Raw genomic sequence first — 25,365 nt, 5'->3', positions numbered from 1 at the left:
GCCGTTTGCCCGGTTGTCGCCGTCGGGCCGCCCCCTCAGACGACCCCGGGAATCGCTCGGATGACACCGACCCTGGCACCGCCGCCGAGCACCGGCGGCGCCGCGAGTTCGGCATGCGCGGCGGTCCATTCGACGCCCATGCGATGCAGAATGGCCAGCGTCAGGGGGATTCGCGCACGGTCGTGACCATCGGCGATCTTGTATGCGAAGGCCGTTCCGTCCGGTAGCGCACCCGCGTGCACACCGTCCGCGCCGATCTTGCAGACCAGGCCGGGGGTGGCCTGCATGGTCAGTAAATCGGGTGCGTTCGTGCCGGAAATCACTCGCGGATTGGCGCGAATCGCGTCGGCGACGCGCCGCTCCGGCGAACCGGGCGCGGCGGTAGCCATGGCCGCGAACGCACGGGCCAGATTCACCAGTGAGACCGGAATGATCGGTAGGCCGCAGCCATCGATGCCGAGGTCGGTTTCGGGCTCGCCGGTGAGGTCGGTGATGGTGGCGATCACCGCCTGTTGCAACGGATGCGCCTGGTCCAGATAGCCCTCCGTGGGCCAGCCGTTGACGGCGCAGGTGGCGAGCATGGCCGCGTGCTTACCGGAGCAGTTCATGTACACCCGGCGGGGTTCGGGTAGCGCCTCGGCCCGTGCGCGCTCCTCCTGCGGTAGGTCGGGCGGGCATTCGAGGGACTTCTCGTCGAAGCCGAAACGGTCGAGCAGGCGCTCGACCAGCGCGACGTGATCCGGTTCGCCGTAGTGCGATGCGGTCGCGATCGCGAGCTCGGCATCGTCGAGCGGTTCGAAGCCGTTGCGCAGCAAGGTGATCGCCTGCATGGGCTTGTTGGTGGAACGCGGGAAGATCGGGACGTGCACCTCGCCGAGCGCGAGGGTCGGTTCGCCGTCGGCGCCGAGGATCACCACCGAACCGCTGTGCACGCATTCGCGGAAGCCGGAGCGGACGACCTCGACCAGTTCGACGGTCATAGCTCGGCTCCTGCCACATCGGCCCGCTGCTCGCGGGCACGGGCGGCATTGGCGTGGCGGCGGCCGTGACGCTCGATCTGCATCCGCACATCATCGGAGATGGTCGGTTCGGCCGCGAGCAGAATCGCGAGAAGATCGGGATCGTGGCCGGAGAACAGGTCGCGGACGGTGATGCCGTGCTCGGGCGTGTGCACGATGCGGACCTCATCGCCCGCACCGATCGTGCCCTCGGTGAGTACGCGCAGGTAGGCGCCGGTATCGCTCTGCAATGTGAAACGCTTGACCCAGTGCGACTCGCCGGACCAGTGCTGGAAGGTCGAGCACGGCACGCGGGGCGCGCTCACTTCGAGCAGGGTGTCCCCGATGGTCCAGTGCGCACCGATCACCGCATCGCTGACCGGGAGTCCGGCGATGCGCAGATTCTCGCCGAACCAACCCGCGGGCAGTTCGCGGCCGAGTTCCTGGCCCCAGCGCCGCGCGTCTTCCTCGCCGTAGGCGTAGACGGCCTGATGTACGCCGCCGTGATTCTTGGTATCGCATACGTAGTCGCCGTCGAGGCCGTAGGCACGCGCGGCGACGCGATGGGGAACAGGTCGCTTGTCGATGGCCGTCCGGCCGACGCGGGTCGGCACCTCCAGTTCGGCATGGACGACGCACACGGCAAGCACCCGAGCGCTATCGGGCTGCATCAACGGCCACGCAACCGGTCGACGGCGATCCGACCCGCCTGGGGTGCGTCCTCGGCGGGGACCGAATCCGGATCGATGGCGGCGGCGGTCGGGCCCGCGACCAGTTCGGTATCGGCCGGGATGGCGCGCTTGATCAAAGCCAGTGCGATGGGACCGAATTCGTAATGGTCGATGACGGTGCCGAGTCGGCCGACAGCACGACCGCCCGCGGTGACATCCTCGCCGGTGGCCGGACGTTCGTCGGCCGAGCCGTCGAGATGCAGCAGCACCAGGCGGCGCGGCGGCTTGCCGAGGTTGTGCACCCGGGCCACCGTTTCCTGGCCGCGATAGCAGCCCTTGTCCAGGTGCACCGCACCGTGTTCGGCGATGCCGCCGATCCAGCGGGCCTCGTGCGGGATGGTCCGTTCGTCGGTGTCGAGTCCGATCCGGGGGCGCAGTGCCGCGACGCGCAATGCCTCGAAGGCCCACATGCCCGCCGGTTCGGCGCCCGCGGCGGTGAGGCGGGCCCAGCGGTCGGCGAGTTGGTCGCGAGGGATGAGCAGGTCGAAGGAGTCCGCGGTGGGCCACGGCATGCGGCGCAGGAAACCGCCGTCGGGCAGCGGCACTGCCTCGTAGGTGTCCGGGAGGGTGGAAATGCCGAGCGCTTCGGTCAACTCGGTTATGCGTGGCCCGAGCAGGCTCAGCACCGCGTGATCGGTGGCCTCGACCGGTTTGGCATCGGCCCAGAAGACCATCTTCGCGAGGAACTCCAGCAGCGCCGGTCCGTGCTCGCCTTCGGTGTCGATCCACACGGTGCTGTCGAGTTCGGTCAGCACGAAGTGGTGCAGCACCCGGCCGTTGAGATCGAGGTCCAGGTTCTCGGCGGACCGACCGTCACCGAGGCTCGCGATGTGCTGGCTGCTGATGGTGTGCAACCAGGTCAGCCGCTCGGCCCCGGTGATTTTCAGGACGAAGCGATGCGACCGGTCGACGATCGCCACCCGCTCCGCGGCGGCGCGCTGTTCTCGGAAGGGATCCCCGTAATGCCAGGCGACGGCGGCGTCCGGCGTACCGGCCGCGCCCGCGACGGCGCCCGGGACAGCGAGGATGGGACTGGGTGCGACGACCACGGACACGTAAACCACTCTAAGCGCGAACTGGATTGGTTGCTGTCAGCGGCCCATTGAGTAGACGAAACGTGCGCTGCTCAGCAACCACCACGGAGCGAGTCTTACGAGCGAGGTTCGCGGCCCGTCTCGTGGCCGAAGCGCATGCGCCGTAGGCGCGAGTCTCGGCCGCGCCGCTAGCGACTGCTTGCAGGTAGCTCGAAAGGGTCGGCCACGAGACAGACGGGGCCGCGAACACGCGGCGTCGCAGGCGCCGCGAATCCTACACAGTCCTAGGCGCGGTCAACGAACAGCGCCTACTCTCGTCCCATGGTGGATCGAGTTCTTGTAACACTCGACGGCGCCGTCCAGGATCCGGACGCGCCGTTGTTGTTTGCCGACGACATCGGCGTACTGCGCGGTGACGGTGTCTTCGAGTCGGTTTTGGTTCGTGCCGGTGACGCGTGCGCGATCGAATTTCATCTAGGCCGACTGCGTCGTTCGGCGCAGGCACTCGATCTACCCGAGCCCGAGCTGGGGAAATGGCGAGACGCGGTCGAGACGGCGACGAAGGAATGGGGGACCGACCGCGAGGGCCTGATGCGGCTGGTCCTCACCCGTGGGCGCGATACCGAGCTGTCGGCCCCGTCCAGCGTCACCTCGGGTGATCTCGCGGCCGCGGTGCCGGTGCCGACTTCCTATGTGCTGGTGCTGCCGGTGCCGGAGCGGGTGCAGAAGGCGCGCACCGATGGCGTCGCGGTGGTGTCGCTATCGCGTGGGATCTCGGTCGATCTGGCGCAGGCCGCGCCGTGGCAGCTGCTGGGTGCGAAGACGCTCTCCTACGCCACCAATATGGCGGCGCTGCGGTTCGCGCAGCGGATGGGCGCCGATGACGTGATCTTCACCAGTACCGAGAACCGGGTGCTGGAGGGGCCGCGCTCGTCGGTGGTGATCGTGCGCGACAAACAGTTGATCACCCCGCCCGCGAAGAACGGCGTACTGCCGGGGGTTACCCAGCGCGCGCTGTTCGCCGAGGCCGAGAAGGCCGGGTGGAAGTGCAGCTACGACTCGTTGTTCACCGCCGACCTGTTGACCTGCGACAGCATTTGGCTGGTGTCGAGCATCACGCTCGCCGCGAGAGTGAATTCACTGGACGGATTGCGCATGATGGCGCCGGACAATGCGGCCGAAATCATCGGATTGGTGGACCGAGGAGTGGAGCGGGCCGGGGCCATCGGCGATTGGTGAGTTCGCCGGGCCGTGATCTTCGTCCTACTACAACGTGTAGGAGTGCTCGGCGAGCTCGGAAAACGGGTCGTTGAGGGGCGGTTGCGCCGGTGTGTCGTGGCGTACGACTCCTTGATGGACCCATTCCCGGGCGTACTCTTACTACGTAATGTCGTAGATCGGCGGGAGGTCGGTTTTGAGCGTCCTGGACTTATCGCGTTGGCAGTTCGGCATCACGACCGTCTATCACTTCGTTTTCGTACCGTTGACGATCGGTCTGGCCCCGCTGGTGGCGGGTATGCAGACCGCTTGGGTGATTACCGGCAAAGAGCACTGGTACCGGCTGACCAAATTCTTCGGGAAGCTGTTCCTGATCAATTTCGCCCTCGGTGTCGCGACCGGCATCGTGCAGGAATTCCAGTTCGGCATGAACTGGAGCGAATACTCCCGCTTCGTCGGTGACGTCTTCGGCGCACCGCTCGCGCTGGAGGCGCTCGTCGCATTCTTCCTGGAATCGACCTTCCTCGGCCTCTGGATCTTCGGTTGGACCCGGCTGCCGAAAATGGTGCACCTGGCGACGATTTGGTTCGTCGCGATCGGGGTGAATGCCTCCGCGTACTTCATCGTCGCGGCCAATTCGTTCATGCAGCATCCGGTCGGCGCCAAATACAACCCGGAGCGCGGACGCGCCGAACTCACCAGCATCTGGACGGTGCTCACCAACAACACGACGCTGGCGGCCTTTCCGCACGTGGTAGCCGGAGCATTCCTGACCTCGGGGACTTTTGTGGTCGGCATCTGTGGCTGGTGGATGGTGCGCAATGCGCGCAGCGGTGACGAGACCAAAGTCGCTGAGGCGCGAACGATGTGGCGCTCCGGCGGACGCGGCGGCCTGTGGGTGATCGTCATTGCCGGTGTCGCGCTGTTCTTCACCGGTGATGTGCAAGGCAAGCTGATGTTCGAACAGCAGCCGATGAAAATGGCTTCGGCGGAATCGCTGTGCAATACCGCAACCGATCCGGACTTCTCGGTGTTGACCATCGGCACGCACAACAACTGCGACAGCGTGACGCACGTGCTCGAGGTGCCGTACGTATTGCCGTATTTGGCCAAAGGCAAGTTCAGTGACGTCACCTTGGACGGTGTCTCCGATCTGCAGCACGCGTACAACGCGAAGTTCGGGCCCGGCGACTACCGGCCCAATCTGTTCGTCACCTACTGGTCCTTCCGGGCCATGATCGGCCTGTCGGCCGGTGCGATCCTGCTCTGGTTGGTCGGCCTCTGGCTGACCCGCGGCGGCCGGATCACCGATAAGCGCTGGTACTCGTGGCTGTGCCTGATCGCCATCCCGACTCCGTTCCTGGCCAATAGCGCGGGCTGGGTCTTCACCGAAATGGGTAGGCAGCCATGGGTTGTCGCGCCGAATCCGACCGGTGACCAGAGCCTGCGGCTGATGGTGCAGCAGGGCGTCTCCGACCACGTCGCGGGCACCGTGATCACCTCGCTCGTGGTGTTCACCCTGCTGTACGGCGCGCTCGCGGCGGTGTGGTTCTACCTGATGCGGCGCTACACGGTCGCCGGACCCGAGCCCGCGAAGATTCCGACCGGCGGACCAGACGATACGGGCGGTCGTCATCAGGCCGAAGAACCTGCCGTCGAACAGCTTTCCTTCGCCTATTAGGAGCCGACGATGAATCTGCAACAGTTCTGGTTTCTGCTGATCGGCGTCTTGTTCACCGGCTACTTCGTGCTGGAGGGCTTCGACTTCGGTGTCGGCATGCTGATGCCCATCCTCGGCAAGGGCAGCGATACCCGAAGGCGGGTCGTACTCAATACGATCGGGCCGGTGTGGGACGGCAACGAGGTCTGGTTGCTGACCGCGGGCGGTGCGATGTTCGCGGCCTTTCCGGAGTGGTACGCGAGCCTTTTCTCCGGCTTCTACCTCGCGCTGCTACTGGTGCTGGTCGCGCTGATCGTGCGGGTCTGCGCCATCGAATATCGCAGCAAGATCGACGATGCGCGGTGGCGGGCCTGGTGCGATGCCGCGATCGGAATCGGTTCCTGGGTACCGGCATTGGCATGGGGCTGGATATTCGCCAATGTGGTGCGCGGGGTGCCGCTGAACGAGAAGAAGCACATGGTCGGCTCGGTGTGGGATCTGTTGAGCCCGTACGCATTGCTCGGCGGGCTCGCGACCGGATTGCTGTTCGCGCTGCACGGTGCGGTCTTCCTGGTGCTGAAGACCGGCGGCGAGGTGCGCGACGATGCGGTGAAGACGGTGCGATTGTTGCTGGCGCCGACCGCGATCGTGGTCGGTGTGTTCGGGGTGTGGACGCAGTTGGCCTACGGAACCGGATGGACCTGGATTCCGTTGGCGCTGGCGGTAATCGGGCTGCTGCTCGCGGGCGCGGCGAGTTTCGCCGACCGCGACGGGTGGGCTTTCGTCGGTACCGCCGTCACCACCGCGGCGGCGACGGTGCTGCTGTTCGGGTCGCTGTATCCGAATGTGCTGCCGTCCACCATCAGCGACATGTTCAACCTGACCATCGACAATGCCTCCTCGACGCCGTACACGCTGAAGGTGATGAGCTGGGCGGCCGTGGTCGTCACGCCCGTGGTGATCGGCTACCAGGGCTGGACGTATTGGGTGTTCCGCAAACGGATTACGGTCGAGCACATTCCCGCGCCGATCGGCCTGCCGTTGGAAGCTGTCAAGGACTGATCATGGCTCGCCCGCCCGTCGACCCCCGGTTGTGGAAGTACGCGCGCTCGGCCCGCCGCTATCTGGTGCTGAGTGTGGCACTGTCCGTGCTGATCACGGGTTCGATCGTGGTCACGGCGCTCGCACTGGCGACGGTGCTGGCCGGGGTCGTCACCGATCCCGGTCGGCGCAGCTTCGGGGCGTGGACCTTCGAGTTGGTGGTGCTCGTGGCCGCCATCGGCTGTCGGGTGCTCGCCACCTGGGTGCAGTCGCGGATCGCGCATCGGGCGGGGGCCGCGGTGGTCGCGGAACTGGAAACCGCGGTGCTCGCCGCCGGGGCTCAGTTGCCGCCGCGCGAACTCGAAACTCGGCGAACCGAATTGGCGGTTGTCGTGAGTACCGGGCTGACCGGGCTGCGGGCGTATCTCACCGGGTATCTGCCTGCGCTGCTCCTTGCTTGCCTGGTGCCGCCGATTGTGTTGGTGGTCATCGGGTTTCATGATCCGGTCTCCGGCCTCATCGCCGTGGTCACGCTGCCGTTGATTCCGGTGTTCATGGTGCTCATCGGACTGCTCACGCAGGGCCGGGCGCAGGCCACGCTCGTCGCGACCACCCGGCTGTCGGATCAACTGCTCGATCTCTTTGCCGGGATGCCGACGTTGCGGGCGTTGGGGCGGGAGGGAATCGCGGGGCGGACGGGTTCGATGGAACACCGGGTGCGTGCGCTCGGGGATGCGTTGCGGCAGCGCACTATGCGTGCGCTTCGGATCGCGTTCCTGTCATCGATGGTGCTCGAGATGCTTGCCACGCTCAGCGTTGCGTTGATCGCGGTGTCCATCGGTCTGCGGCTGGTATACGGCGAGATGAGTCTCTATGCCGGGCTGGTGGCGTTGATTCTCGCGCCGGAGGTGTATCTGCCACTGCGGATGGTGGGGGAGCGGTTCCATGCGGCGCAGGACGGAATGGCGGCCGCGGACAAGGCCTTTGCTGTGCTCGAGCCGTCTGCGCAGGTTCAGGCCGAATCGGGTGCCGATGGTCAGGCGGCTGGCGGGGACGCGGGTGCTGGTCGGTCGGCCTCGGGCACCACTGCGGCTGGGGCCGTGGTTGGCGGGAGCGCAGGTGCTGTCGGCCCGATTCCGAGCACGAATGCCGTTGGTGCTGTGGCCGCTGTCGGCTTCCGTCGTGGAGATGCCGGCGGCGAGGAGGCTGTGCTGAGTGAGGACGGCGGAAGAGATATCAGCGAACTCGGTTCAGCGGCACTGCCTGGCAACCGTCCCGACACGAAGTCCGAAGTGGGCAGAGATGGCCAGGGCCTCATCGAGATATCTGATCTCTCGGTACGCGCACGGGACGGATTTGCGCCCGCCGGGCTGACGGCGGAGTTTCGGCCGGGGTTGGTGACGGTGTTGATCGGACCGAACGGAAGCGGTAAATCGACCGCACTGCAAGCAATTCTGGGTTTGCTCTCACCGGAGCACGGCTCGGTGAAGGTCGATGGCACCGACGTACGTGAGCTGGATCAGCAGTCTTGGTGGTCCCGTGTTGCCTGGTTGCCGCAGCGTCCGGTGTTGGTCCCGGGAACACTGCGCGAGAATCTCGAGCTGTTCGGCGCACACACACCCGACACCACCGCCAAGGGGGCGGCCCGCGTGCTCGGCGAACTCGAAGCCGCCTGCATCGCAACCGGATTCGATACGGTACTCGGCGAACTTCCCGACGGCTGGAACACGATCGTCGGCACAGGCGGCATCGGCCTCTCCCTCGGCCAGCGCCAACGCCTTGCGCTCACCAGAGTGCTCGCCGCCGACCGCCCCATCCTCCTTCTCGACGAACCAACCGCCCACCTGGACCCCGCCGCGGAAGCCGCAGTCCTCACCGCCCTACAGCAGCGAGCCCGCACCGGCGCAACGGTAATCGTCATAGCCCACCGCCCAACCGTCGTCGCTGTCGCGGATCACGTAATCCCCATCCACTCCACCGCACCTCAGGCAGTCGTCTCATGAACCGCGCGGGAGAAACTTCGGTGCCAGGGGCAACGCCTCGTCGTGGCGTAGTAGCGGATCTGCGGCGCATGTGGGGGCTGCTCGAGTTGTCGCCGTGGCGAGTTGCCGTGGCGATCGGGTGGGGTGTGTCGGCGCTGGGCAGTGGGCTCGGGCTGGCGGCTCTGGCGGCGTGGTTGATCGCGCGTGCCTGGGAGATGCCTCCGGTGCTCGATCTGAGCGTTGCCGTTGTCGCGGTACGGGCGCTCGGTATATCCCGTGGGCTGTGCCGATATCTGGAACGCCTTGCCACCCACGATGTTGCGCTGCGTGCGATGACGACCGCTCGGACAACCGTTTACCGGACCCTCGCTCAATCCGACGTCTGGATGCGGCGGGATATGCGCGGTGGCACTTCAGCGGGGCCGGCCAGCGGCGGTGACGGATTGCGTGCCGAGAAGCTCGACGGGGCGGTTCGTCGGCCCGGCCACGATGGCGCGGCCGGCTTCAGTCGTAGGCCCGACCGGGATGTCTCGATCGCCGCAACGGATTCGGCAGGCGCGGATGGTGCTACATCGCTGCGACGCGGGGACCTGCTGGTCCGAATCGGCAGCGATATCGACGATCTCGGTGCCGTTGTCGTCCGGGTGTTCGTGCCGATCGCGGTCGCGATTGTGCTGGCGCTGGCCGCGATCGGACTCATGGCCACCATTTCGGTTGGGGCGGCGGCCATTCTGGCGGTATCGCTCGGCATTGCCGGGATCGTCGCACCGTGGCTCTCGGGGTGGGCCGCCCGTGCGGCCGAACGTGCGGTACGCGCCGACCGTGCCGAATTCACCGCGCAGGCGCTCACGGTCCTCGACCACGCGGCCGAACTCCGCGTCGCGGGCAAGCTGGATGCCGCGCTGGCGGCCGCCGACCGCGCCGGACAACGTGCGGTCGCCGCCGAGGATTCCGCGGCCGCACGCAGCGCCTGGGCTGCCGCGGCGACGCCACTCTCGATCGGCGCCAGCGTCCTCGGCGCCCTTCTGATCGGCATCGCGATCTACGGCACCAACCCGCCCGCCATGACCCCCATGGCCCTCACCATCCTTGTCCTGCTCCCCCTCTCGGCCTTCGAGGCAGTCGCCCCACTCCCCGCCGCCGCCCAGGCCCTCACCACCGCCCGCGCGGCTCTGCACCGCCTCCCTCTGCTCGAAACCACCACTCGAAACCCGATAACGCAGCAACGGTCCGCCGCCGGCTCCGCCACGAACCGGCACAGTGACTCGGCACGAGATCATCCGCTGCGCAATGCCACCGGACGAGCCGTGGGCAGCGGGCACGGCTCGTCGACAGGGGGCGCACCAGCGGCACCCGACCGCAGGGGTACCGATGCGGACATCGGCGACGCACGAAATCGATTGCCGGGCAACCTCCCCGAGCGTCCGGCAGGTAAGCGGATTGCCGTCGTCGGACCGAGCGGCGCGGGCAAGACCACGTTGCTCATGGCGTGGGCGGGGCTGTTCGGAACGCCCGTGCCCGGTGTGACGTTCTTTGCCGAGGATGCGCACATCTTCGGCACCTCCCTGCTCGAGAACCTGCGGGTCGCGCGGGGTGACCTCAGCGCCGAAGCGGCCGAGAAGGCCTTGTGCGCGGTCGGTCTCGGGGATTGGCTGGATTCGCTGCCGGATGGTGTGCACACGGATCTGGCCGGAGGCGCGGCTGCGGTTTCGGGCGGGCAGCGGCGGCGGATTCTGCTCGCCCGAGCGCTTATTTCGCCCGCACGGGTGCTGCTGCTCGATGAGCCGACCGAACATCTCGAGGCCGAGGCGGGCGCCCGACTGCTGTGCGAGCTACTCGATATAGGCAGCGGCCTCGTCGAACCCGACCGAACTGTGGTCGTCGTCACACATCAGCTGCCATCCGATCACCGCGCCGGAGTTGTGCTGCAAGTCGATGCATCAGGCCAGGTCACGACCGTTGGAGGAGTCGAGGAGCGCACCGGTTCAGCGCCCCGCGAAATTCCGTTGCCGACTCACTGACCGCTGACTAGATTCGTTTGTACACAAGGAAGGAGGTGGTTCGAAGAATGTATGTTCATAGGACTCGTGAGGTGGCTGTCCGCTAGCGCCACCGCTGCAACGGATTTCCGTTCGCGCGAGCGCTGAGCGAATTCCAGGCAGCCACCCGGCCCCCGAGCTACCGGTCTAGTCCGACCGGGACCCATGTAGGCTTCACCGCCTGCGGGGTATGGCTCGGGGGTCGTTCCTTTTTCGGCACAATTCTCTCGGACGGTAGAGTCCGGCGACCGGGTTCGACACGAGGGGTAGCCGATGCCATCGGAGGGTCTCGCGGCAGTGGTTGGACGCCGCATCAGGGCGGTTCGCCGCATGTTCTACGTACAGGGCAGTGATGTCGACCGCACCGAAGGCCCCATCGAATTGACCTTCGACGACGGTTCGGTGCTGCTGCTGGACGCCGGAACCGACGGCGAGGAACTCCTCGTCGCATCGACCCCGTGGCGCGACCCGTTCGCCGGTCTCACCGAACCCGAATACATCGACTACGTTGCCGAATCCGGCAAATACACCGCCTTCGACGTCGGCTCCGAACCCCCGTACTCACGCCTGATCGGCTCCCACATCGCCGCCGTCTCCGAATCCCGCCTGCACGACGACCGCCTCCGCGCCGCCGTCCTCGAGGTGAACGGCTCCAAACTCGCCGTCGAAACCCTCGCCGACGAACTCCTCGTCACCTGGCACCCAACCTGAGGGCAGGCACTACGCTGGGGCAATGGCCGTTGAGCCGTTGCCCGACTGGGTGATTCCGCCTGCGGGTGGCTTCACGGTCGAGGACTTCTTGGAGCTGCGCGGCCTTCCCAAACGCACCCAGTTGATCGATGGTGGCCTGGTCTTCGTAGGTCCGCAGGAAAAGTGGCACAGCCGAGTCGTCTCACTTTTTGGCGGGACCTGGATCTACAGGCTCCGCCGCACTGGCGGGCCGCACTGGGGATGGCGGTGAAGCTCGGCAAGCGTCAGATGCCGGAGACGGACGTTCTTGTCGTTACCGCAGAGGCATTCGCCAGCGAGGACCCGTCGAGGTATTACTTCGCCGAGGACCTTGTCCTTGCCGTGGAGGTTGTGTCCCCGGACTCCGAGGAGCGTGATCGCGAGACCAAGCCGGGCAAATATGCCAAGGCTGGGATTCCGCATTACTGGCGGATCGAGCGGCGAGCCGAAGAGAAGAGGCCGTCGTCTACGTCTACGAACTCGACCCCGTAGTGCATTCCTATGTGCCCGTAGGCATCTTCCACGACCGCCTGAAGCTCAGCGTCCCCTTCCCGATCGACATCGACCTGACATCGATCGGGCGACGCGGCTAACCGATGTAGCGCTGCAAACGGGCCGAGAGGCGGGGTTCGAGGGGGCCGTCGGCCACGACGCGCTCCTCGACGTAGGCCAGGTCACCACCCTCGACAATGCCGTACAGGCGTTTGGCTCCGCCGACGACGATGCCGGATTGGCTGCGGATGACGACATCGGTGGCCAATTCCCAGGAGGACTGGGTCAGCGCGGTGCCGTAGAAAAGTTCGACGATGCCGGTGCTGTGGGTCAGCAGCAGTTCGATGACCTCGTCATCACCGTCGATGCCGACCCGCCAGAAGCCGCTCTCGCGCAGATCGGGTCCGCCGTAGGAGCCGTCGGATTCGATGACCCAGGAACGCGAGTCCCAGGCCAGGTAATCGCCACCGTCGTGGGAGACGATGATCTGCTGGCCGAAGCGGTAGTCGCCGCGAGCGGGATCGTTGCCTTCGCCCTCACCGCGCCATACACCGACCATCGGCAGCAGCGCCAGCATCGACGAACTCAGATCCGGACCGAGCCGCAGATTCGCGGTGTCCTCGGGCAGCGGCAGATCCGGTAGCACCGGAATATTGCGCGCACCAGTCCATTTCGCCCGCTCGGCAGCCTCGGCCACGGCCTCGTCGCCACTGCGGCGCGGCGCGGACTCGGCCGGGCCGTTGCCGTTCAGTTGTTCACTCGCTCGCTCGGCCGGGTTGGAACCTTCGCTCGCGAGTTCACTCATGATTCGGTGAACAACCGGTAGAAGACGTACAGGCCGAACCAGCCGATCAGAACGGCCACGGCCACCAGCAGAATCTCGAAGAAGAGGACCACAACTGGAGTCTAACGAGTTGCGTCCCGCCCAGCACAACGGCCCCGTTGCTTCCCAGCTACCGGGAAACGACGGGGCCGTCGGCGCAATTACTTACTTGGCGACTGCCACATCCACGGCGTGGATGCCCGCGCCCTCCGGACGAACCTCGGCCGAGCCGTTGCCCGAGGAGGACAACGCCCGCACGGTCCACGCGCCCGGCGCCGCGAAGAAGCGGAAATCACCGGTGCCCGAGGCCACGACCTCGGCGGTGAAGTCACCGTTGCCGTCGAGCAGGCGCACGAACGCGCCGCCGACCGGCTGACCGTCGGTGCTCAGAACACGGCCGGTGATGACCGTTTCCTTCTCGACATCGACTCCGGCCGGAATGGCCTGTCCCTGGGTAGGTGCTGCGCACATGTGATTACTCTCCCAATTCGATCGGTGCACCGACGAGCGAGCCGTATTCGGTCCAGCTGCCGTCGTAGTTCTTGACATTCTGGTGGCCCAGCAGTTCCTGCAGCACGAACCAGGTGTGCGAGGAACGCTCACCGATGCGGCAGTAGGCGATGGTGTCCTTGGATCCGTCCAGCCCGGCCTCGCCGTAGATCTCGGTCAGCTCGGCATCGGACTTGAACGTGCCGTCCTCGTTCGCGGCCTTGCTCCACGGCACGTTGATGGCGCCCGGGATGTGGCCGGGACGCTGGCTCTGCTCCTGCGGCAGGTGCGCCGGAGCCAGGATCTTGCCGGAGAACTCGTCAGGGGAGCGCACGTCGACCAGGTTCTTGGCGCCGATGGCGGCGATGACCTCGTCGCGGAACGCGCGGATGGTCAGGTCGGGCGCGGCGGCCTTGTACTGGGTGGCCGGACGGTTCACGGCGTCGCGGGACAGCGGACGACCGTCGAGCTCCCACTTCTTGCGGCCGCCGTCGAGCAGCTTGACGTTGTTGTGGCCGTACAGCTTGAAGTACCAGTAGGCGTATGCGGCGAACCAGTTGTTGTTGCCGCCGTAGAGCACGACCTCGTCGTCGTTCCCGATGCCGCGCGCCGAGAGCAGATCGGAGAACTGCTCCTGGTTCACGAAGTCGCGACGAACCTGATCCTGCAGGTCCTTCTTCCAGTCGAGCCGAACGGCACCCTCGATGTGGCCGCCGTCGTAGGCGGAGGTGTCCTCATCGACCTCGACGAAGACGACGCCGGGGGCGTTGAGGTTCTCTTCGGCCCAGTCAACGGAGACCAGGACATCGGAGCGAGCCATGTTGTTCCTTTCGGGGTGGTGACTTGCAGTGTCAGTTCGCCGGGGACGGGTTCCGGCGGAGTCGGGCGACCAGCGGATAGATCTGGCAACCCAGGCAGATCCCGAACGCCGCATTCAAGAACGCCGCGAACAGGGCGAAGCCGGCGAACACCGCGCCGACGACGGTGGAGCCGACCAGGAAACCCAGCAGGCTGACGGCACTGAAGACCAGGCCGAGTAATTGGGCGAACCGCAGCGGTGCCACGGGTTCGGTTTCGAGGGTCGGACCCACGCGCGGCGCGACGAACGCGGCGAAGATCCGGCCGTAGGGATGCCGCCGCGGCCCGTAGGCCGCACCGATCGCGAAGACCACCGCCTGTGCGGCGATGAGCACCGCGGCGACCGGCGTCGAAACGGCTGCTGCGAGCAGGATCAGAACGAGGACGCCGGTGGTGACCCACGCAGCGAAGCGTGGCCCCCGCACATCGACGACGCCGGGAATCCTGTTCTCAACGGCTGTGTTTCGGGAATTTGTGGACATTGTGCGTACTCCTGCGCTGAATTTCGCTGTTGGCGGGAAAAATGCCAGTTCGCCGGGGGATCAAAAGATCACTCGCACGACGGACGCAGGTCGGCATCAGGAATTCTGACGGAGCCGACCGCTCAGCCACACAGGCAGCAACAACCACCGAGGCGACACAGATCAACTGTGCGGCGTCGGGTGAGCATCAGCTCGTGGTTGGCTTGCACGCAGAGGAGTTTACCTGGTTCTGCCGGAGAATTGGACCCGGGGTTCGTCACAGTTGCTATCAACCCTTGTTACGCCCGGTTTTTCCATCGTCAGGGGTGATTCACCGGAAGAGTTATCCCACGGTCAGCGGCTCGAGTGCGGTACGCAGGTCCGCGGACTTGGGGACCCCGGAGATCCGGAATCGTTCCCGCCCTTCGATATCGAATACGAAGGTGGTCGGTAGCGAGAGCACGTTCAGTTCTTTGGCCAGCGCGGGCTCGGCGTCGATATCGACCTCGATATCCAGCGGCGGCCGCGGCGATCCGGACAATTCCTCGGTCACCCCGGCGACCACGCGGCGCACCGCGTCGCACGGTCCGCACCAGTCGGCGGAGAAGTGCAGTACCGCCGGGCCCGAGTTGTCGGCGCCGACCGATGCCAGCAGATCGGTGCGCGCCGATTCGTCCTGTGGCTCGGTGTCGCTGGCGCGCAGCTTGCCGTTGCGGCGCTGCAGCACCACTCCGACCGCAACCGCGGCAAGCACCACCAACAGCAGGATTGTGATTTCAATCATGGTCGCCGCAATCTGTCCAGGTCGATGGTCACGTTCTCGGCCTTGGCCTCGATGACGATCTGGCCGCCCTGTGCGGAGACCTTCGTCGGCCGCAGCCCGAACGGCAGTTCGTTCGTATCGATTGTCCGGGTGAACTGCTCGAGCACCTTGGGGCGCTCGGTATCGGTGACGACCGCGGTCGTCGTGGCATCACCCGTACCACGGTAGATGCTGGTCGCGACGATCTTCACCTGATCGCCGTCGACCACGAGGTCTGCCGTCACACTCACATTGTCACCGCCGAGCGGTGCACCCGGCTTGCTCGGCGTCTTGCCCGGCATGGTGCCGGTGAGCAGGAGCTGCCCGCCGGTGGTCATACCGGACCCGCCCGATCCGCCCGTTCCGTCGGATTTATTACCCGGCGCCGAATGTACTTGCAGGTCCGGGATTTTGAACAGCTTGCCGAGTTCGGTCGGCTCGAGCCGCATCTGTCCCTCGACCCGATCCACCGGAATCGCGCGCACGTTCCCGTCGGTGAGATCGCCGATGGAGAGGTGGGCTCCGGTCAGCGTCGCGCCGACCGAGATTTCGCCGGGGATATCGGGTCGCATGACGCGCGCGCGGATATCGACGGTCTGGTATCGGCCGTCGAGCGCCTGGGTGAGAAAGGGGAACCCATAGATGATCACGTCGGGATCCGCGGTGAGGTCGGCGCCGACACGTAGGGCACGCGACACGCGATACTCGGAGTAGGCGGCGGCGCCGAAATCGATGACTACCGCCAATGCCGCGAGGCACAGCAGCCCGATGATCAGCTTGCGCATGCGGGCAACACTACTTGGCGGTGCGTTTCGGGTATCGCACCTCTGTCCTGAGGTGCCACACTAACCCCGGATGGCGAGGTCATCGGTGTTCACGCGCTAATCTTGCATCCGATTACCTGTGATTAGCGACGTGGCCCCGGCGGTGTGGCTGATGTCCGGTGCTACTAGATGGGAGGAGGGCTTGTGGAGCTGCTCCTGCTGACCTCCGACCCCAACCCCGAGTCGGTTCTGCCCTCGCTGTCGCTGCTGGCGCACAATGTGCGCCCGGCGCCGACCGAGGTGGCGTCCCTGCTCGAGGCGGGGACTGCGGATGTCGCGCTGGTCGATGCGCGCACCGACCTGGCCGCGGCCCGTGGCCTGTGCCGACTGCTCGGCAGCACCGGCTCGTCGGTGCCGGTGGTCGCCGTGCTGACCGAGGGCGGGCTGGTCGCCGTCAATGCCGACTGGGGGCTGGACGACATTCTGCTGCCCGGTACCGGACCGGCCGAGCTGGACGCCCGGCTGCGCCTGCTGGTCGGCCGCAACGGCGGTGTCGCGAGCCCGGAGAACACCGGCAAGATCACCCTCGGCGAACTGGTGATCGATGAGGGCACCTATACCGCCCGGCTGCGCGGTCGCCCGCTGGATCTCACCTATAAGGAATTCGAACTCCTCAAATACCTCGCGCAGCACGCGGGCCGGGTCTTCACCCGGGCCCAGCTGCTGCAGGAGGTCTGGGGTTACGACTTCTTCGGTGGCACCCGCACGGTCGACGTGCACGTGCGCCGCCTGCGCGCCAAGCTCGGCAGCGAATACGAATCGTTGATCGGCACCGTCCGCAATGTCGGCTACAAGGCCGTCCGCCCCGCGCGTAACAGCGCCAAGGGCGACCACGTCGCCTTCCACGACGACGAATCCGCCGAGGGCACCGACGATTCCCCGCCCGTCCCCGTCAACGGATCCGTCCCGTAGCCGATGGAATGGCGCGCGGTATTCGCGCGTTCGTCGCGATGACGGGATCGACGAGGGAGACGCTCATGGGCGAGACGACGCTGCGGTGGAGCACGGAACTCGATGCCGAGGTGGCGCGGGCGGTGCGTGACCTGCTGGAGCGGACGAGTGCCGAAGACGGTGTCGCGCCGGTCTCCGAACAGGCCGTCCTCTCGCTCGTCGCGACCGATTCCGGGGCCGAACATCTGGTGGCGCTGCGTGGCGGTGTCGTCGCCGGTTACGCGAATCTCGTTGCCGCACATGGCGAACACCCCGCAATGGCCGAGGTCGCCGTCGATCCGGCTGCGCGTGGCCATGGCATCGGTGCGGAATTGGTCTCGGCCGCGCTGACAAAGGGTGGATCGGGTGCTCGGGTCTGGGCGCACGGAAATCGGCCCGCGGCCCAGGCGCTCGCGGCCCGGCTCGGACTGCGCGTCGCACGGGAGTTGTGGCAGATGCGGCGGTCACTGGCAACGCCGGAGCTACCGGAGTTGGTCGTTCCGGAAGGTAACGCGCTGCGGACCTACGAAGGCGCCGCCGACGATGCCGAACTGTTGCGTGTCAATAACGCGGCCTTCGCTCGGCATCCAGAACAGGGCGGCTGGACCGAGCGGGATATCGCCGTCCGCCGCGAAGAGTCCTGGTTCGACCCGAAGGGGCTGTTCATCGCGGTGGATCCGGCCGATCCGGACCGCATCCTCGGACTCCACTGGACCAAGGTGCATTACGAGGAGAACCCGCCGGTCGGCGAGGTTTATGTGGTCGGCATCGACCCGGCCGCGCAGGGCAGGGGACTCGGCCGCCTGCTCACCCTCGCGGGCCTGCGCTACCTGCGCGAACACGATCTGCCAGAGGTTCTGCTCTATACCGAGGCCGACAACACCGCGGCCGTGCACACGTATACGCGGCTCGGCTTCGCCGCGTCACATATCGATGTCGCGTATTCGGTCACTGACTGAATAACAGACGGCTCGCCGGGGTTGCTCGAGTAACACTGGGGCAAATGTCACACATAACGGGACCATTAGCGCCGGGCTGTTCACCCTCCGTTCACTCAGCCTGGTCCAAATGTCAACCGAGTGACCTTACGTTACATAGGGGCGGCACAGTTGCCGCCTGGTGCGCAAGTTCCCCGCGAACGGCACCACGAAACCCGCCCGGGCCGGTGAGGGACCGGGCGTGTCGAACGCGATTCCCCGGAGGAATAAGTGAACTTCAAGCGCAGCAGCGCCCTGATCGGTGTGCTGGCCGCGGTCGCCATGCCCCTGGCCGCCTGTGGCAGTGACGACAACACCTCTGCCACCGGCGATTCCGCCGCCAAGGTCGATATCGCCTGTGGCGGTAAGAAGGCCCTCAAGGCCAGTGGTTCCTCGGCGCAGAAGAATGCCATGGACCGTTTCGTCGCCGCCTACGAGGCCAACTGCAGCGGCTCCACGCTGAACTACACCTCCAGCGGTTCCGGTGCCGGCGTGAACGAATTCCTCGGCGGCCAGACCGATTTCGCCGGTTCCGACTCGCCGCTGAGCGATAAGAAGGGTGAGCCGGCCAAGGCGCAGGAGCGCTGCGGCGCCCCGGCGTGGAACCTGCCGACCGTCTTCGGCCCGATCGCCATCACCTACAACATCGACGGTGTGAGCGATCTGGTGCTCGACGGCCCGACCGCCGCCAAGGTGTTCAACGGCACCGTCGCCACCTGGGACGCCCCGGAGATCAAGGCGCTGAACCCGACCGCCAAGCTGCCCTCGGACAAGATCTCGGTGATCTTCCGCAGCGATGAGTCGGGCACCACCGACAACTTCCAGCTCTATCTGGACGCCGCCTCCGACGGCGCGTGGGGCAAGGGCGCGGGCAAGACCTTCAACGGCGGTGTCGGTGAGGGTGCCAAGGGCAACGAGGGCACCTCGGCCGCCATCAAGAGCACCAAGAACTCGATCACCTACAACGAGTGGTCCTTCGCCAAGGCGCAAAACCTGTCCATCGCGCAGGTCGTCACCTCGGCCTCCAAGGATCCGGTCAAGCTGACCCCGGAGTCCGCGGCCAAGGCCGTCGACAGCGTGAAGATCAAGGGCGAGGGCAACGACCTGGTGCTCGACACCTCGTCGTTCTACAAGCCGACCGCGGCCGGCGCGTACCCGATCATCCTGCCGACCTACGAGATCGTCTGCTCGAAGTACACCGACGCCGATACGTCCAAGGCGGTCAAGGCATTCCTGACCTCGGCCGTCAACAACGGTCAGAAGGGTCTGGACACCGCGGGTTACGTCGCGATCCCGGACAAGTTCAAGACCAAGCTGACCACCGCGATCAACGCCATTTCCTGATAGCTGCCACGCCATGACCGTGCACCCTGAGGTGACCGCCGCGGGCCAGTCGGACTCGACTGGCCCGCGGGCGGCTGGAGATACTGCCCCTATGTCGAGTGAACCGAGCACCGAACCGGCCTCACCGAAGGCCCGCCCCGGCCACAGCCAGAGGGCCGAGGTCATCTTCCGGTCGCTTGCCACCGCGGCCGGTGCGACGGTCGTGGCGGCCATCGCACTGATCGCGCTATTCCTATTGATCCGTGCGTGGCCCTCGATCATGGCGAACGAGGCGAACTTCTTCACCAGTAGCGAGTTCAACACCACCAATGCCGATCACCTGCGATTCGGCATCCGGGACCTGCTCATGGTCACGGTGTTGAGTTCGGTGCTCGCGCTGGTGATCGCGGTGCCCATCGGTGTGGGCATCGCACTTTTCCTGACCCACTATTCGCCGAAGCCGATGGCGCGTCCGTTCGCGATGCTCGTCGATCTGCTCGCGGCGGTGCCGTCCATCGTGTTCGGTCTCTGGGGCTTCCTGGTGCTCGCACCGCGGCTCGAACCCGTCGAGACCTTCCTGAACAAGAACCTCGGCTGGTTCTTCCTGTTCTCCGACGGCAATGTGTCGATCTCCGGCGGCGGCACGATCTTCACCGCGGGCGTGGTGCTGGCGGTGATGATCCTGCCGATCATCACCTCGGTTTCGCGCGAAGTCTTCAACCTGACACCTCTCTCGCATATCGAGGCCGCGCAGGCGCTCGGCGCGACCAAATGGGAGATGGTCCGGATGACGGTGCTGCCCTACGGCCGCAGCGGTGTGATCGCCGGTTCCATGCTCGGCCTCGGTCGCGCGCTCGGTGAGACGATCGCGGTATTGGTGATCCTGCGCACCTCGGCACAGGCCGGTCACTGGTCGCTGTTCGACGGCGGCTACACCTTCGCCTCCAAAATCGCCGCCGCCGCATCGGAATTCAGTCAGCCACTGCCGACCGGCGCCTACATCGCGGCCGGCTTCGTGCTGTTCGCGCTGACCTTCATCGTCAACGCGCTGGCGCGGCTCGTGTCCGGTGGAAGGGTGAACGGGTAATGACCACCACGACGACTCTCGACAAGCCGCTCAAGGCGCCCACCTTCCGGCATGTGAGCGCGGCCCGCCGCCTCAAGAACAACATCGCGACCGGAGTGGTCTGGGCCTGCTTCGCCATCGCGCTCGTGCCACTGATCTGGGTCCTGTTCATGGTGGTTTCGAAGGGCCTCGAGTCCGTCGTCTCACCGGACTGGTGGCAGAAATCGCAGAAGGGCATCCTGCCGGACCAGACCGGTGGCGGTGTGTACCACGCGATCTACGGCACTATCGTGCAGACCGTCGTCGCCGCGATCCTGGCGGTGCCGCTCGGCATCATGGCCGCGGTTTACCTGGTCGAATACGGGCGTGGCGTGCTGGCCAAGGTCACCACCTTCATGGTCGACATCCTCGCGGGTGTCCCGTCGATCGTCGCGGCGCTGTTCATCTTCGCGCTGTGGATCGCGACCTTCGGCTTCCCGCAGAGTTCCCTGGCGGTATCGCTGGCGCTCGTACTGCTCATGCTCCCGGTGGTGATTCGCAGCACCGAGGAAATGCTGAAGCTGGTTCCCGACGAGCTGCGCGAGGCGTCCTACGCCCTCGGAATTCCCAAGTGGAAGACCATCGTTCGGATCGTGGTGCCGACCGCGGCGCCCGGCATGATCAGCGGCATCCTGCTCTCGCTGGCCCGCGTCATGGGTGAGACGGCGCCGGTGCTGGTGCTGGTCGGCTACAGCAAGTCGATCAATACCAACCTGTTCGACGGCAATATGGCGTCGTTGCCGCTGCTGATCTACCAAGAGTTGGCGAACCCGGAACCGGCCGGCCGAGCCCGGGTGTGGGGCGCGGCGTTGACGCTGATCCTGCTCATCGCCCTCTTGTACGCGGCGGCCGCGGTCGTCAACAAGCTGCTCACGCGGAACCGATAGAAGCGAACGGAAAAATGGCCAAGCGGATCGACGTAAAAGACCTGAATATCTACTACGGCAAATTCCATGCGGTTGCCGATGTCAAGCTGTCGGTACTGCCGCGCAGCGTGACCGCCTTCATCGGCCCGTCGGGTTGCGGTAAGTCCACTGTGCTGCGTTCGCTCAACCGGATGCACGAGGTGACTCCGAATGCCCGCGTCGAGGGCGCGGTGCTGCTGGACGGCGAGGACATCTACGGCTCCACCGTCGACCCGGTCGGCGTGCGCCGCACCATCGGCATGGTGTTCCAGCGCCCGAATCCGTTCCCCACCATGTCGATTCGCGACAATGTGGTGGCCGGACTGAAGCTGCAGGGTGTGCGCAACAAGAAGGAGCTCGACGAGGTCGCCGAGCGTTCGTTGCGCGGCGCCAACCTGTGGAACGAGGTCAAGGACCGGCTGGACAAGCCGGGCGGCGGCCTCTCCGGTGGTCAGCAGCAGCGTCTGTGCATCGCTCGCGCCATCGCGGTGTCACCCGATGTGCTGCTGATGGACGAGCCGTGTTCGGCGCTGGACCCGATCTCCACCCTGGCGATCGAGGACCTGATCACCGAGCTGAAGAAGGAATTCACCATCGTCATCGTCACGCACAATATGCAGCAGGCCGCGCGCGTGAGTGACCAGACCGGCTTCTTCAACCTGGAGGCACAGGGCAAGCCGGGCAAGCTGATCGAGATCGACGATACCGAGAAGATCTTCTCCAATCCGGGACAGAAGGCGACGGAGGATTACATCTCCGGTCGCTTCGGATAAGAGGCAAAACCAAAGGGCCTGCACTACGGTGCGGGCCTTTTTGCTATGTCGGACACCGCTATTCGTGACCGCCGGGGCGCGTGACCGAGCCCCGGCGCGACGGTGCGTGCCGTGTTTCGTTGTCCGGCAGGAGTTCTCGACTACAGCTCGACGTCGGAATCCGGCGGCAGCTCACCGGTGACCAGGAAGATCACCCGGCGGCCGATCTCCACGGCGTGGTCGGCGAAGCGCTCGTAGTAGCGGCCCAGCAGCGTCACATCGACGGCTGCGGCGACGCCGTACTTCCAGTCGCGATCCATCAGCAACGTGAACAGGTGACGGTGCAGATCGTCCATCGCCTCGTCGTCCTCGTTGAGCTGCGCGGCGCGCTCCGGATCACGCGACTCGAGCACCTCCCTGGCACCGGCACCCATATTCACCGCGATTCGGCCCATTTCCGCGAAGTAGCCGTTCACCGCCTCGGGCAGCGCGTGGTTGGGGTGCCGCCGCCGGGTCACCTTGGCGACGTGCAGCGCGAGTGCGCCCATCCGGTTGACGTCCTGGACGATCTGGATCGCGCTCACTACCTGTCGCAGATCACCCGCGACCGGCGCCTGCAACGCAAGCAGGGCAAACGCCTTCTCCTCGGCGTCGGTGATCATTTCGGCGATCCGGTCGCCCTCGCTGATCACCGATTCAGCCAGGGTGAGATCGGCCTGGAGCAGCGACTGGGTGGCCCGGTCCATCGCCGAACCTGCCAGACCGGCCATCTCGCCCAGCAGGTGGGCAAGGTCGGCCATTTGCTCGTTGTAGATGACACGCATAAAGGGAGACATTAATGCCAGGTGCTGACCTAGTCACCAACACAGGGTTAATGGGCGGTGCAGAACGTTAGCGAGGGCGTTGCCCCAGCTCATGGCCACAGCTACTTGCAGGTTTCGTCGGCGGCGTTGACGTGCTCCAGGTCCGAGGGCAGTGTGACCGGTTCCGCACTCGCCACGGTGACCGAAACGTTCGAGATCGGATCGCCGACCGGCGTGGGAGTACGAATGGTCGGGTTATCGGCGCCGATCACGACCTCGACAATGCCACCGAGACTGTTCGACTGCTCCATCGTCGCCCCGGGCAGGGAACTGGCCACCGTGGCCGCCTCGGCCTCGTGGCCGGGCCCGAAGCGCACCTTGGTGGCGACCTCGGAATTGCCGCCGGAGTAATTGCCGGTGTTGTAGATCTGGAAGCCCTGATTGCCGAGCTTGGTCGCCGCCTTATTGGCCGCGCCTGCCGTCTCCGATCCATTGGAGACCAGCAGCGATACCGAACTCGGATCGACCGCGGTCAGCTTCGGCGGCGCCGGCTGGGCCGATGGGATCGAACCGGGGGCCGGGGTCGACTTCTTCTCGCCGGGCAGCGGCTGGTCATCGATGACGGCGCGGAAGATCGCCTTGATATCCGAATCACGCGGGATCTCGTTGCCGTAGGAGGTGGTGCCCGCGGTCGGGATGGTCAGGAAGGTGACCGCGCCCGCGTCGACCTTCTGCAGCGAGCGGCCCAGGGTCAGCAGGTCGGTCGGTTGCACCTTGTCGACGAAGGTGTGGCTGGTGAATGCGGAGATGAAGCCGTTCAACTTGCCGGGATCGAAGAGCACCCGGCTCGACAGTGCGCCGCGCAGCAGCGAGGCCAGGAAGCGCTGCTGCCGGTTGATCCGGTCGTAGTCGCTGCGTTCCTCGCCGTAGACGTGCCTGGCGCGCACGTAGTTGAGCGCGGTCTCGCCGTTGATGTGCTGATGGCCCGAGTTTTCCAGCACGGTGCCCAGAATGCCGTCGACGATCGGCTTGGGCGTGCAGACATCGACGCCGCCGACCTGATCGACCATCGCCTCGAATCCGGCGAAGTCGATACCGATGAAGTGTCCGATGCTCAGACCCGTCATCTTGCGGATCACATTGACCAGACACTTCGGTCCGGCGAGCGCGTACACGGCATTGAGCTTGTCGCCCATGGCCGCAGGGAAGACCTCGTTGGTGTACTCGGCCTTGTCGTTGTCCCAGCCGTTGCACTGCGGACGGCTGACATCGAGGTCGCGGGGGAACGAGACCACCACGACGCGCGAGCGGTTCTTGGGGATGTTCACCAGCATCACGGTGTCGGCGCGGGAGCCCTCGGCATCGTCCAGTGTGCCGGCGCCGACCTGGCCGTTGACGCCCGCGCGGGTGTCGGTCCCGACCAGCAGGTAGTTCTCGTCGCCCAGCTGTGCGCCGGAGTCGAGAACGTCTTCCGGATGGTCGTCGAGCGCGGAGACCTGGGTGAAGCCATTGGCGGTCGAACGTAGATAGCTCCAGCCGCCGCCGGTGACCAGCAGCGCGACCACCGCGCAAATTGTCAGGGTGGCCCGGCCCGCGACCTGCAGCCGCTTATTGCGGCGCTGTCGGCTCGCGGCGAGCCGGGAAAGGCCGACACGGGTCGATGCGGCCGCGGTCTTGGGGGCGTCCGGATCGGTGGTCGGCCAGCCGATGGTGCGCTTCTTCGGTCGCGGGGTCTCCTCGACCGGGGGGATCACGTCTGTGACGACCTCGGGCGGCTCTTTTCCGGAAACCGTCGATGCGCGGCGTTTCCCGGTGCGCGCGGTCGTCGGGGTGCCCGCGATGTCGTCGACGACAGGGGAGCCCGCGGAACGGCGGGCGGCGTCGGCCTTGGCGGCTGGAGTGGCCGTCGTACGGGGTGCGTCGGTCTTGCGTCCGGCTGGGGTGCGCGGTGCGTCGGCATTGCGTGCAGCCGGGGTGCCCGAGGTGCGGGGTGCGTCGGTCTTGCGCCCGGCTGGGGTGCTAGAGGTGCGAGGCGCGTCGCCTTTGCGTCCAGCTGGCATTGCAGATGTGCGAGGCGGTGCGTCGGCCTTGCGCCCGGCCGCCGGGGTAGCCGATGTGCGGGGTGCGTCGGCACTGCGTCCGGCTGGCATGGCTGATGTGCGGGGCGGGGCGTCCGCTTGGCGCGCGGAGGGAGCGCTCGATTTGCGCGGCGGGGCCTCGGCTTGGCGGGCGGCGGACTCCGGCGGCTTCGGGGCCGCCCGGTTCGCGTGCGTGGGCGGTGCATCCGGGGTCGTGGACCGGCGTCTGCGCCCGCTGCGTTCGTTGTCGACCTTCTGGACCAGGTCCTGAACCGTCAGCGGTGTCGAGTCGGAATCGGGATCGTTATGTC

25 protein-coding genes are annotated in these 25,365 nt (G+C 66.2%); 14 read left to right on the top strand and 11 right to left on the bottom strand.

What is annotated here, in order from left to right; translation table 11 throughout:
- Positions 1-35: 35 nt before the first annotated feature.
- From ACZ60G_RS17470 to ygfZ, 3 genes are read right to left on the bottom strand one after another with little or no spacing between them, the layout of a single operon-like run.
- Positions 36-980, bottom strand: coding sequence for an asparaginase (locus ACZ60G_RS17470; protein WP_040686371.1), 945 nt, complete (start codon positions 978-980; stop codon positions 36-38).
- The gene (locus ACZ60G_RS17465) at positions 977-1,669 is read right to left on the bottom strand and encodes an MOSC domain-containing protein (protein ID WP_465811111.1); all 693 of its coding nucleotides are present in this window, start codon (positions 1,667-1,669) and stop codon (positions 977-979) included. Before ACZ60G_RS17465 ends, ACZ60G_RS17470 begins: the two co-directional genes overlap by 4 nt.
- Entirely contained in the window at positions 1,669-2,784 is a 1,116-nt protein-coding gene (gene ygfZ, locus ACZ60G_RS17460; RefSeq protein WP_465811110.1) for a CAF17-like 4Fe-4S cluster assembly/insertion protein YgfZ, read from the bottom strand. The genes ACZ60G_RS17465 and ygfZ overlap by 1 nt, the downstream gene beginning before the upstream one ends.
- Before the next feature lie 300 nt (positions 2,785-3,084).
- Here ygfZ and ACZ60G_RS17455 point away from each other — a divergent pair, with 300 nt between their 5' ends.
- The 8 genes from ACZ60G_RS17455 to ACZ60G_RS17420 all read left to right on the top strand — a co-directional run bounded on the left by ACZ60G_RS17455 (position 3,085) and on the right by ACZ60G_RS17420 (position 11,924).
- Complete coding sequence (locus ACZ60G_RS17455) at positions 3,085-4,002, top strand: aminodeoxychorismate lyase (RefSeq protein WP_465811109.1); 918 nt, start codon at positions 3,085-3,087, stop codon at positions 4,000-4,002.
- Between the two features lie 175 nt (positions 4,003-4,177).
- Positions 4,178-5,662 (top strand): cytochrome ubiquinol oxidase subunit I, encoded by a 1,485-nt coding sequence (locus ACZ60G_RS17450; protein ID WP_465811108.1) that lies wholly within the window; start codon positions 4,178-4,180, stop codon positions 5,660-5,662.
- Positions 5,663-5,671: 9 nt separating this feature from the next.
- Entirely contained in the window at positions 5,672-6,703 is a 1,032-nt protein-coding gene (gene cydB, locus ACZ60G_RS17445; RefSeq protein WP_465811107.1) for a cytochrome d ubiquinol oxidase subunit II, read from the top strand.
- A 2-nt stretch (positions 6,704-6,705) separates the two neighbouring features.
- On the top strand, positions 6,706-8,685 hold the full coding sequence (locus tag ACZ60G_RS17440) for an ABC transporter ATP-binding protein/permease (RefSeq protein WP_465811106.1): 1,980 nt from the start codon (positions 6,706-6,708) through the stop codon (positions 8,683-8,685).
- A 68-nt stretch (positions 8,686-8,753) separates the two neighbouring features.
- Positions 8,754-10,685, top strand: coding sequence for an ATP-binding cassette domain-containing protein (locus ACZ60G_RS17435; protein ID WP_465811156.1), 1,932 nt, complete (start codon positions 8,754-8,756; stop codon positions 10,683-10,685).
- Between the two features lie 291 nt (positions 10,686-10,976).
- Positions 10,977-11,414 carry a hypothetical protein gene (locus ACZ60G_RS17430; RefSeq protein WP_465811105.1) on the top strand — a complete coding sequence of 146 codons (438 nt, stop codon included), beginning with the start codon at positions 10,977-10,979 and terminating at the stop codon, positions 11,412-11,414.
- Positions 11,415-11,436: 22 nt separating this feature from the next.
- Complete coding sequence (locus tag ACZ60G_RS17425) at positions 11,437-11,664, top strand: hypothetical protein (RefSeq protein WP_465811104.1); 228 nt, start codon at positions 11,437-11,439, stop codon at positions 11,662-11,664.
- Entirely contained in the window at positions 11,661-11,924 is a 264-nt protein-coding gene (locus ACZ60G_RS17420; protein ID WP_465811103.1) for a Uma2 family endonuclease, read from the top strand. Before ACZ60G_RS17425 ends, ACZ60G_RS17420 begins: the two co-directional genes overlap by 4 nt.
- A gap of 97 nt (positions 11,925-12,021) precedes the next feature.
- On the opposite strand, the gene ACZ60G_RS17415 is transcribed toward ACZ60G_RS17420, so the two are convergent.
- The 6 genes from ACZ60G_RS17415 to ACZ60G_RS17390 form a co-directional block, all read right to left on the bottom strand.
- Positions 12,022-12,729, bottom strand: a complete 708-nt coding sequence (locus tag ACZ60G_RS17415) for a heme-binding beta-barrel domain-containing protein (RefSeq protein ID WP_063044459.1) — start codon at positions 12,727-12,729, stop codon at positions 12,022-12,024.
- Positions 12,730-12,912: 183 nt separating this feature from the next.
- Positions 12,913-13,218, bottom strand: coding sequence for a DUF1416 domain-containing protein (locus ACZ60G_RS17410; RefSeq protein ID WP_062988334.1), 306 nt, complete (start codon positions 13,216-13,218; stop codon positions 12,913-12,915).
- Between the two features lie 4 nt (positions 13,219-13,222).
- Positions 13,223-14,056, bottom strand: a complete 834-nt coding sequence (locus ACZ60G_RS17405; RefSeq protein WP_040686391.1) for a sulfurtransferase — start codon at positions 14,054-14,056, stop codon at positions 13,223-13,225.
- Positions 14,057-14,087: 31 nt separating this feature from the next.
- Positions 14,088-14,576: a DUF4395 domain-containing protein gene (locus tag ACZ60G_RS17400; protein ID WP_465811102.1), complete on the bottom strand. Its 489-nt coding sequence runs from the start codon at positions 14,574-14,576 to the stop codon at positions 14,088-14,090.
- 322 nt (positions 14,577-14,898) lie between these two features.
- A complete protein-coding gene (locus ACZ60G_RS17395) occupies positions 14,899-15,339 on the bottom strand; it encodes a thioredoxin family protein (RefSeq protein WP_465811101.1) in 441 nt (146 codons plus the stop codon).
- Entirely contained in the window at positions 15,336-16,142 is an 807-nt protein-coding gene (locus ACZ60G_RS17390; RefSeq protein WP_465811100.1) for an LmeA family phospholipid-binding protein, read from the bottom strand. Before ACZ60G_RS17390 ends, ACZ60G_RS17395 begins: the two co-directional genes overlap by 4 nt.
- A 183-nt stretch (positions 16,143-16,325) precedes the next feature.
- On the opposite strand from ACZ60G_RS17390, the gene ACZ60G_RS17385 reads away from it, so the two are divergent.
- The 6 genes from ACZ60G_RS17385 to pstB all read left to right on the top strand — a co-directional run bounded on the left by ACZ60G_RS17385 (position 16,326) and on the right by pstB (position 22,194).
- The gene (locus tag ACZ60G_RS17385) at positions 16,326-17,093 is read left to right on the top strand and encodes a winged helix-turn-helix transcriptional regulator (protein ID WP_465811099.1); all 768 of its coding nucleotides are present in this window, start codon (positions 16,326-16,328) and stop codon (positions 17,091-17,093) included.
- Between the two features lie 65 nt (positions 17,094-17,158).
- The gene (gene mshD / locus ACZ60G_RS17380; RefSeq protein WP_465811098.1) at positions 17,159-18,070 is read left to right on the top strand and encodes a mycothiol synthase; all 912 of its coding nucleotides are present in this window, start codon (positions 17,159-17,161) and stop codon (positions 18,068-18,070) included.
- A 249-nt stretch (positions 18,071-18,319) separates the two neighbouring features.
- The gene (gene pstS / locus ACZ60G_RS17375; protein ID WP_465811097.1) at positions 18,320-19,432 is read left to right on the top strand and encodes a phosphate ABC transporter substrate-binding protein PstS; all 1,113 of its coding nucleotides are present in this window, start codon (positions 18,320-18,322) and stop codon (positions 19,430-19,432) included.
- 91 nt (positions 19,433-19,523) lie between these two features.
- On the top strand, positions 19,524-20,498 hold the full coding sequence (pstC, locus tag ACZ60G_RS17370) for a phosphate ABC transporter permease subunit PstC (protein WP_465811096.1): 975 nt from the start codon (positions 19,524-19,526) through the stop codon (positions 20,496-20,498).
- On the top strand, positions 20,498-21,403 hold the full coding sequence (gene pstA, locus ACZ60G_RS17365; RefSeq protein ID WP_465811095.1) for a phosphate ABC transporter permease PstA: 906 nt from the start codon (positions 20,498-20,500) through the stop codon (positions 21,401-21,403). The genes pstC and pstA overlap by 1 nt, the downstream gene beginning before the upstream one ends.
- A 14-nt stretch (positions 21,404-21,417) precedes the next feature.
- The gene (gene pstB, locus ACZ60G_RS17360) at positions 21,418-22,194 is read left to right on the top strand and encodes a phosphate ABC transporter ATP-binding protein PstB (protein ID WP_040686399.1); all 777 of its coding nucleotides are present in this window, start codon (positions 21,418-21,420) and stop codon (positions 22,192-22,194) included.
- A gap of 140 nt (positions 22,195-22,334) precedes the next feature.
- Here the strand turns inward: pstB and phoU are convergent, their stop codons facing one another.
- The gene (phoU, locus tag ACZ60G_RS17355) at positions 22,335-22,997 is read right to left on the bottom strand and encodes a phosphate signaling complex protein PhoU (RefSeq protein WP_465811094.1); all 663 of its coding nucleotides are present in this window, start codon (positions 22,995-22,997) and stop codon (positions 22,335-22,337) included.
- Between the two features lie 101 nt (positions 22,998-23,098).
- Positions 23,099-25,036: an LCP family protein gene (locus ACZ60G_RS17350; protein WP_465811093.1), complete on the bottom strand. Its 1,938-nt coding sequence runs from the start codon at positions 25,034-25,036 to the stop codon at positions 23,099-23,101.
- Positions 25,037-25,365 lie beyond the last annotated feature (329 nt).

Source organism: Nocardia sp. NPDC102475 (assembly GCF_055584605.1).
This window is presented reverse-complemented; position numbering and strand designations above follow the sequence as displayed.